This is a genomic window from Mycobacterium sp. (assembly GCF_040398885.1).
Taxonomy (GTDB): domain Bacteria; phylum Actinomycetota; class Actinomycetes; order Mycobacteriales; family Mycobacteriaceae; genus Mycobacterium.
Genome location: NZ_JBBATF010000138.1, coordinates 1 through 8,770, shown reverse-complemented (window position 1 = coordinate 8,770; position 8,770 = coordinate 1). Strand labels below are relative to the sequence as shown.

The 8,770-nt window shown below is 70.8% G+C and carries 5 protein-coding genes and 1 pseudogene; 1 reads left to right on the top strand and 5 read right to left on the bottom strand.

Annotated elements, in window-relative coordinates; all coding sequences use genetic code 11:
- Positions 1-60: 60 nt before the first annotated feature.
- A complete protein-coding gene (locus ADBZ5U_RS12540) occupies positions 61-1,074 on the bottom strand; it encodes a TIGR03617 family F420-dependent LLM class oxidoreductase (RefSeq protein WP_526810666.1) in 1,014 nt (337 codons plus the stop codon).
- Positions 1,075-1,188: 114 nt separating this feature from the next.
- On the opposite strand from ADBZ5U_RS12540, the gene cax reads away from it, so the two are divergent.
- The gene (gene cax / locus ADBZ5U_RS12535) at positions 1,189-2,346 is read left to right on the top strand and encodes a calcium/proton exchanger (protein WP_526810665.1); all 1,158 of its coding nucleotides are present in this window, start codon (positions 1,189-1,191) and stop codon (positions 2,344-2,346) included.
- Between the two features lie 37 nt (positions 2,347-2,383).
- Here cax and ADBZ5U_RS12530 read toward each other — a convergent pair whose 3' ends face one another.
- The 4 genes and pseudogenes from ADBZ5U_RS12530 to ADBZ5U_RS12515 form a co-directional block, all read right to left on the bottom strand.
- Entirely contained in the window at positions 2,384-3,346 is a 963-nt protein-coding gene (locus ADBZ5U_RS12530) for a DUF808 domain-containing protein (RefSeq protein WP_526810664.1), read from the bottom strand.
- 104 nt (positions 3,347-3,450) lie between these two features.
- Positions 3,451-4,110, bottom strand: a pseudogene (locus ADBZ5U_RS12525) (GmrSD restriction endonuclease domain-containing protein); the annotation flags it as partial.
- Entirely contained in the window at positions 4,110-7,280 is a 3,171-nt protein-coding gene (locus ADBZ5U_RS12520) for a cadherin-like domain-containing protein (RefSeq protein WP_526810662.1), read from the bottom strand. The pseudogene ADBZ5U_RS12525 and the gene ADBZ5U_RS12520, both read right to left, overlap by 1 nt.
- Before the next feature lie 418 nt (positions 7,281-7,698).
- Positions 7,699-8,770: esterase-like activity of phytase family protein (locus ADBZ5U_RS12515; RefSeq protein ID WP_526810660.1), on the bottom strand; the 1,072-nt coding region annotated here is incomplete at its 5' end.

Here is an 8,770-nt window from a genome sequence, read left to right as displayed (position 1 = left end):
CCCTGCAGTCAAAGTGCGAGTAGACCTCTGCGTGGTGCTGCAATCGCGGGCGCCGGGACGTCAACACTGCAGACGGCGCGCCACCTCGCCATAGCGCTCAACCTTTTCCGGACCTGCCAGCGCGTTGTAGAGCACCAGGTGGGAGGCGACGCCGTCATAGCCGGCGCGCAGTGCGTCCGCCAGGCCGTCCCAGGTCGATTCGGTGGCGAAGGCGGCGATGTGCTCGTCGGTGATCTGCGCGGCCATTCCGGCGAAGTCGCCGGCCTTCTGCCTCTCCCGGATCCGCGCGGTGGTGCCCTCGAAACCGGCCTCTTCCCAGATGAAGGCGTAGTTGGGCGTGCTGCCGTAGAAGCTCAGCTGGGCTCGCACCAGTTCGCGTTCGGCGTCGCGTTCGGCGTCGGTGTCGCCGACGATCGTCATGACCGGAACGATCACGGCGACGTCCGCCGCCGAACGGCCCGCCTTCGCCGCCCCCGCCGCGATCCCGGCAACGACGTGGCGGCGCAGGTATCCCGGTTCCCCGAGGGGATGGACGTGGACGCCGTCGGCCACCTCGCCGGCCATCCGCAGCATCCACGGATTCACCGCCGCGACATCGACTTTGGGGTCGGGGGCGTCGATGGGACCCGGATTCCACTGGGGCGTGATGAAGTCCATGTCGTAGAACTCGCCGTGGTGTTCGAGGCGCCCGGTGCGGAAAGCCGAGAAGCAGGACTTGACCGCCTTGACGTAGTCGCGCAACCGCGGACCGGGATGGTCGAACGCGCTGCCGTAGCGCCGGACCACGTGGGTGCGCACCTGGGTGCCCAGCCCCAGCCGGAACTTCCCGCCGGTGGCCTCCTGCAACTCCCACGCGGTGGCGGCCGTGACGAACGGACTGCGCGGAAAGGCCACCGCTATCCCGGTGGACAACTCCAGTCCGGGCGCGGCCTGGGACGCCACCGCGGCGCCGAGGAAGGCGGTGCGGCCGGTCTCGGTGAACAACAGCCCGGAGAAGCCGGCGGCCCGGACCCGGCGGGCGACGTCGGCGATCCGGCCGAGCGGCTGGGGCGGGGTCATCGCGGCGACGTACACGCTGCTCGACGCTACGCCCGTCAAACCTGCGCCCGTCAAACCTGCGCCCGTCGATTCGGCTACGCGGGACCCGCGGTTCTGGCAAACTTCCCCCGATCCGAGCAGGAGGTGCAGGTGACGACCACACACATCGGGCGGCCGCCGCTGCTGAGCAGACGCGACCGGATCACGATCGCCGTCACGGTCGTCGCAGCGGTCGCCGCGGGGCTGATGCACTACGCCCATGCCAATGCGGTGCTGGCGTTCGTCGTCTCGGCGGTGGCGTTGGCCTCAATGGCATCCCTGGTCGGCCGTTCTGTGGAGGCCCTCGGTGATCGGTTGGGCCCCAACGCCACCGGCATCCTGCAGACCGCCCTGGGCAACCTGCCGGAATTGTTCGTCATCCTCTTCGCCCTGAAGGCGGGTCTGTTCGGGGTGGTCAAAGCCACCATCGTCGGCTCGATCCTGGCCAACGTGCTGCTGGTCCTCGGGCTGGCCTTCCTGGTGGGCGGGCTCAAACACGGCCGTCAGCGTTTCGCCGCCGAGGACAGCCGCACTCTGGGCCTGATGTTCACCCTGGCGGTGTTCATCCTGGCCGTGCCCTCGCTGACCGCCGCGATGCATACCCCGGCCGAATCGCATGAGCGGACGGTCTCGGTCGTCGTGTCCGTCGTCATGCTGCTGCTTTTCGCGCTCTCGCTGCCGGCGACGTTGCGCGGTGGGAAGCGCGACCCGGTCGAGCACGGGGACGTGCACGGCTACTCCGGCGGGTCGCCCATCGCGGCCAGCCCCGATTCGGCGATCGCGCGCAGCGCGGTGGCGGAGCACGGCGAGTGGCCGCTGGCCATGGCCATCGGCATGCTCGCCGCGGCCGGTCTCGGTGCGGCCTTCGTCTCGGACTGGTTCGTCGCGGCTCTGGAACCCGCCATGGACACCGCCGGGATCAACCAGGTGTTCGCCGGTCTGGTGATCGTGGCCATCGCCGGCAACGCGGTGGAGAACTTCGTCGGCATCCAGCTGGCCGCCAAGAATCAGATGGACTACGCGGTGCAGGTGGTTCTTCAGTCGCCGGTGCAGATCGCGCTGACCATCGCCCCGATCGTCTGTCTGTCCGCGGCCTGGCTCGGCCAGCCCGGTTTCGATCTGGTGTTCTCGCCGCTGCTGCTGGCCGCGATGATGATGTCGGCGGTGGTGGCGGTGCTGGTGACCTTCGACGGCGAGTCGAACTGGTTCGAGGGCGCGGTGCTGATCGCGCTCTACTTCGCCATCGCGACCGCGTTCTGGTGGGGCTGAACCGGCTGAGCGGCCTGCGGCGGAACAGGAGCAGGGTTCAGTGCGCCGGTGCGGCGTCGTCGCCCTTCTCGGCCCGACGCTGGAACGGCAGCACGGCCAGCACCCCGACCAGGACGGCGCCGACGACCAACCCCAGTAGGGCCGAGGCCAGGGTGTTGGTGAACCAGCCCAGCACGCCCCCCACCCCCTGGACCCGGTGTGCGACGTGCTCGAGGGAATGCACCAGGTCGTAGGGCGCGTGCCAGCCCAACTCGTGGAAGCCCGCCAGCAGGATGTGGCCGCCGACCCACAACATCGCGGCGGTGCCGATCACCGAGAGCCAGGCGAGCACCTTGGGCATGGCGGTCAGCAGGACCCGGCCCACGCGCTGCGAACCGGGCGACTGCCGCTGGGCCAGAAGCAGGCCCACGTCGTCCATCTTGACGATCAGCGCCACGACCCCGTAGACGGCGGCGGTGATCAGCACGGCGACCACGGCCAGAATCGCCCCGCGGGAGACCAGCGGTTCCTCGATGACCTCTTTGAGCGCGATCACCATGATCTCGGCGGACAGGATGAAGTCGGTCCGGATCGCGCCGGCGATCGTCGCCGCCTCGGCGTCGGGGCCGAGTTGCACCGCCGGGGCGTCGTGGTCGTGATCGTCGTGCCGCAGGGCGTGGATGACCTTGTGGGCTCCCTCGTAGCAGAGGTAGCACCCGCCCAGCATCAGGATGATCTCCACCACCACGGGCGCGATGGCGCTGAGGATCAGCGCGGCGGGAAGAATGATGAGCAGCTTGTTGCGCAGCGACCCGGTCGCGATGCGGCGGATGATCGGCAGTTCCCGCTCGGCCTCGAGGCCGTGCACGTAGCGCGGCGTGACGGCGGTGTCGTCGACCACCACGCCCGCCGCCTTGACGCTGGCCCGCCCGGCGGCGGCGCCCACATCGTCGATGGAGGCGGCGGCGAGTTTGGCCAGCGCGGCGATGTCATCCAGTAGCCCGACCAGACCGCCTGCCATTTCCAGCCCCTTCTCCCGCAGTGGCACTCAAGGAGTCAACCTACCCGTTCGGCCCATCATCGACGCCGGACGGCCCCGGGTGGGACGCGTGCTCAGACGCAGCCCGACGAGAGCACCCGCGCTATCGCGTCGTATTCGGCCTGGGTGACCCAGAGTCGGTATGCCGCTTTGACGTCGACGATTCGTGCGACATAGGTGCAGCGGTAGGCCGCGTTCGGGGGCAGCCAGCTTGCCGCGTCGCTGTCGCCCTTCTGCTGATTGACCCATCCCAGAGTCGCTTGCAGGTTCACCGGGTCGTTGGCGAAGTTGTGTCGTGTCGCCTCGTCCAACTGCTGGGCGCCCTTCTGCCAGGCGTCCGACAGTGCGACGACGTGGTCGATCTGGACCTGCTCCGAGCTGCCGGGCCCCCTCAGGAATTCCACCGTCGTCCCCGTGTAGGGATCGGAGAGAACGCCGCTCGACACGACGCAGCCGCCGGTTCCGGGCTTGATCGCCACATCGGCTAGTTGCTCCCGGAGGATGTCGGAACGGGTGTCGCAGCCGTTGCGTCCACCGGCTACCGCGACATCGTCGCTCCAGGCGTCACCGAATTGGCTGCGGCTGTATCCCGTCTTGGGGGCACGGCCCTTGATCGGCAGGCTGTCGAGCTTGGCCCGGGCGTCGCCGACGGGATCCGCCGCAGCCCGCGGGGGCCCTGCCGGGCCGGTTCCGGTCAGAAGTGCGAACGCCAGGAACGCGGCCGGAGCCGCCGGATTCCGGAACATCAGGTGACCACGTTCCACAGCGTGCCGTCCGCCGCCGACACCACCGCGTTGTACCGGTGGGCGGTGGCCAGCGACTGGTCCATCCGGTGCAGCTTGGCGAAGTCGCCCCACGGCGCCGCACCGGCCTGGCCGGTGAACTGGAAGTCCATGTAGACGTCCATGCCGGCCGCGTCCAGGCCCTTGAGGTATTCGCGGTAGACGTCACCCATCCGCGGATCGTTGGCAGCTGCGTAGAACGCGTTTTGGTAGGCCGCGCCGCGGCCGTCCAGGTGCGGGCCGCCCTCGTAGGCCACAAGCTCGATGGGCCGGCCCAGTTTCGCCGACCACTCCTGCGCCAACCGCTCGTGGTTGGCCGTCCACTCCAGCGAGGTGGCGATGTTCGCGCGGGTGTCGGCGATCACCTTCTCGACGGAGGTGGCTGCGGAGTACCCGGCCCGCTGCTCGTCGGTGGGGGTGATGTAGGGCGCGATCGCGATCGCGTCGAACGACCCGCCCATGTTCTCGGCGACCTGGTTGGTCACCCAGTCCACCGCCGCCCAGCCGGCCGCCACCCGGACCAGATGCAGCGAGGACTGGCCGGCGAACACCTCCGACCAGATGTCCATGTCCCGCTTGGCCTCCCGCCCGGCGACGATCCACTGGCCGTAGTCGGGGTCCAGGCCGGCCGCGGTGGCCTTGTCCGACACCCACTGCGAGGCCTCGAAGCCGTAACCGAAGTTCCACACCTCGTTGGCCCACTCCACGTACACGGTGCGGCCCGGTTCCAGATGCCGGCTGACGTAGGTGGCGAAGTTGCGGACGAAGGCGTCATCGGCGGCATACGGCATGTTGAACCACGGGTCGGCGTCGAGTTCGTTGGCGAGTTCCACCATGTACTCCACCGAGATGCCGTTGGCGAGCGGCTCGCTGGGGGTGCCTTCGGCTCCCGAGCCCTGGCGGATGTCTTCCGCGTCGCGGCGCTGCGCCCAGGTGGTGATGTCGGAGCCGTTGGTCTCCTGCATGCCCATGAAGCGCAGCGCCCCGAACGGCTGGAGCCGGGAGAGGAACAGCGGGTGGAACGGCGAGACCGCGGGGGAGGACACGGCGCCGGGCTGCCAGCGCTGCCCGACGAAGCTCTGGCCGTTGTAGTCGGGCATCCAGACGTTGAAGTCCCGCACCGGATCTGCCGGGCTGGTCTCCTCGATCCGCATATAGATCCCGTTGTCGGTGGGGGTGACCTTCAACTCGGCGAAATTGCGTCCGTCGGGGGTCTTCCCACTGGAGGTGACGACCGCGTCGTTGCCGAACGTCACCACGCCGGTGCCGTCCCACTGGGCGTGGTAGGTGCCGGCGGCGTAGTCGCCGTCCAGTCCGTCGAACATCAGCGTGCCGGCGTACTGCTTCATCGGGACGCCGCCGGCGGTCCAGGTCTTCAGCGAGCGGACGTTGCCGTCGGCGTCGACTTCCAGGGGCGGCGCTTGGGCGGGATCCCATGTGGTGGACCAGGTTCGGGTGTTGAAGGCGTGCGAGATCCACGGCCGCGAGGCCTTGAACGCGTCGGTGAAGGTCCAGGCCGGCGACCAGTCGGCCACGCTCTCCAGATTCATTCCGACCGCCATGTGGCCGGTCTCGGGAACCGGCGGCGGGGCGGCCGCCGGGGTGATCGGCACGGTCACCGCCACCGCGCCGGTGGCGCCGTACCTGTCGGTCACCGAGACGGTGAAGGTGTCGGTCGTGGCCGGGGTGGCGTTCCGCCGGGCGGTTTCGGTCGGTGTGTAGGTGAACCCACCGGTGTTCGTCACTGCCACAGCGCCTTTGGCGGTGGCGGCGTCGAGCGGGGTGTAGCTCAGGGCGTCGCGGTCCGGGTCGGTGGCGTTGACGACGCCGGTGACCACGCCGGTGGACTTGTTCACGGTGAACGTCGGCGTGCCGGCCACCGGCGCGTTGTTGACGGGGGCGATCGTGGCGGTGACGTTGACCGTGACGGCGCCGCCGTGGCCGTCGGTCACCCTGATGGTGAATGCGTCGGTCAGGGCCGTCGCCGAGATCCGCGCCGAGGCGCGGGCTGCGGTGGTGGGGGTGTAGGTGAACGCACCGTTGGCGCCGACCGCCACCGTGCCGTTGGCCGGCGTGGTGGCGGTGTAGGACAGCGCGTCCCGGTCGGCGTCGGAGGCGGTCACCCTCCCGCCGGCGATCCCGGAGACCGGGTCCGGCTTGCCGATCGTGGTGGAGGCGACGACGGGCGCGGCGTTAATCGGCCTGATCGCGACGGTGACCGGTACCGCCACCTTCCCGCCGTAGCCGTCGGTCACGGTCACGGTGAAGCGGTCGGTCTTGTCGAGGCCGGTGGCGTCGACGGCGGCGGCCCGGTGCCGGCCGGCTGCCGACGGGGTGTAGGTGAACGCCCCAGTGCGGCTGTTGAGGCTCACCGAACCCTTTGTGGCACTTGAGGTGAGCGTGTAGGTCCGGATGTCGCCGTCGGCGTCGGTGGCCCGCACCGATCCGGTCACCACCGCGGTGGAGGTGTTCGGGGCGCCGACCCAGGTCCTCGCGACGGGTGCGGCGTTCCTGGGCAGGATCGGCACCGTCACCGCCCTGCCGGCCGCGGCGCCGCGGGCGTCGGTCACGGTGACGGCCACGGTGTCGACGAGCGCTCCGGCCGGCGCTCCGGCCTGCGCCGCGGAATGCCGTGCGGTGGCCGAGGGTGTGTAGGTGAACACGCCTCCCGCGTTGACGCTCACCGTCCCCCTAGCCGAGGTGGTGGCCCGGTAGGCGATGGCGTCGGCATCCGGGTCGCTCGCCGTCACGGCGCCGGTCACCGCCCCGGTGGAGGCGTTGGGGGTGGACAGTCGCACGCCCGAGATGACCGGTGGCCGGTTGGGTGCGACGGTCGCCGACGGCCCGATCTCGCGCCGGGCGGCGGCCAGCAGGGTCCAGGTCACCGGCGATTCCGGGGGCCGGCCCGGTCCCGGTCCGGGAAGCGTTCTCAGCAGAACGTCGATCGCCCGCGCCGGAGCGGCCACCCGGGTCGGGGCCGCAAGTACCGGGGCCGGGGGACCGGTCGGCGCGGCCGGGGAGACTGCAGCGGGGGGTGGGGCGAAGTGCGGGCCGGCGGATTGGGCGGAGGAACGGGCGGGCGTGGCCGACTCGGCGGCCGGCGACGCCGGGACGACGGCCGCGGGTTCGGTCACGGGGGGCGGCGGCGCCGTCGGTTCGTCCGGCGCCGTGTCCATCGGGGCGGAGGCCCCCTGGCGCCTGCGAGCGGGCGCGTCGGGTCGGGCGGCGGTCGGGCGGTCGTTCGCCCGGGCCTGCGCCGGTGCTTGCGCCGCCTTTCCGCGTCGGTGGCCGCGCGGGGAGGCTCCGTCGGACGATGTCGTCGCGTCGCCTCCGGGTCCGTCCGGGGACCCGCGGGGGTCGGCTGCTGCCGGGCTCGCACCCGCGACGGCCAGCATTACCCCGGCGCCCACGGCGAGCACCGTGCCCTCCAGTCGCCTGCGGAACGACGCGCTCATCCGGGCACCTCCGTACGGGTGCTTGATCGGGCCAATCATCCGCCACGGCATGCGGCGGCGTGCGGGAACGCCCGAAATCGAAGCCCTCCGCCGAAGTTCAGACGACGACGGCCGAGGAGGCCGGGGCCTCTTGCAGGCCGAACAGGACCAGGCTGTAAAGATCCTGCCGCTGACCGGCGTCGCCGGAGCCGTCATCGGAGATCAGCAGGACGCTGTAGGCGCCGTTGTTCAGCCTGGGCCCCAGCGTGATCCCCTCGAAGTTGTCCGACAGGAACACCCCTTGCCAGAGCAGTCGCTTCCGCACCGCGGTGAAGCCCCCGTCGGCGAGGCCGGGGAACTCGGAGACGTCCGTCGCGCCGCTGAAGTCGAGTTGGTAGATCCGGGAGCGGAAGTGCGGGAAGAACCCGCCGGCCTGCCGTTCCAGGGCCAGCACGCGGCCGTCGGGAAGCGCCAGCAGATCCACCAGGCCGCTGCGCTCGACGGAGATGAACGGCGACATCCCGGCGATCCGGTCCGTCCGGTAGGCGTACTGCGTCGCCGGTGCGAAGTCCTGGCCGCCGAACTCCTGGATCCGCACCCAGCTGCCCGAGACGGTGGTGGAGAGCGGGCCGTCGGGCACCAGCGCCTCCTCGTTGGCGGTCCACAGTTTGCCGGCCCCGTAGCTGAGCGACTCCAGCCCCATGTTGTTCCGCACATTGGCGGGCCGGTAGATGCCGGGCACCGCGACCGCGCCCACCTTTTCTCCGGTCGACAAGCTGAATTCGGTTATCGTGGAGTCGATTTCGTCGGTAACCCAGACCGTGTCGGTTCCCGGACGCAGGGCGATGCCCTCGGAGTCCCGGCCCATGCCGGGGGCCTCGATGCCGCCGGCGATCGCACTGGAGGCGAGACGGCCGAAGGTGGCGTTGACCTCCGCGGCGATCTGCCAGATGCGCGGGGCGCCGTTGTCGCCCACCGCGTAGTAGGACGACCCGCCGGCGTAGGTGATCCCGCTGAGTTCGGCCGCGCCGGTCCCGCCGCCGCGCAGTCGGTGGACGCCCTGCAAGGTGGGGTTCAGCCGGAGCCGGGGCTGTGCCGCCGCGGCCTGGGCGGTCGCCCGCGGGGCCGTCGTCACCGGCGGCGGCACCGGGTCGACGGCCGCGGCAGCACGCGGCCCGGGGCGATTGGCG

What these genes read in the sequence shown, in the direction of transcription:
- ADBZ5U_RS12530 (WP_526810664.1), bottom strand. Translation starts at nt 3,346, where the DNA reads ATGGCAGGCGGTCTGGTCGGGCTACTGGATGACATCGCCGCGCTGGCC.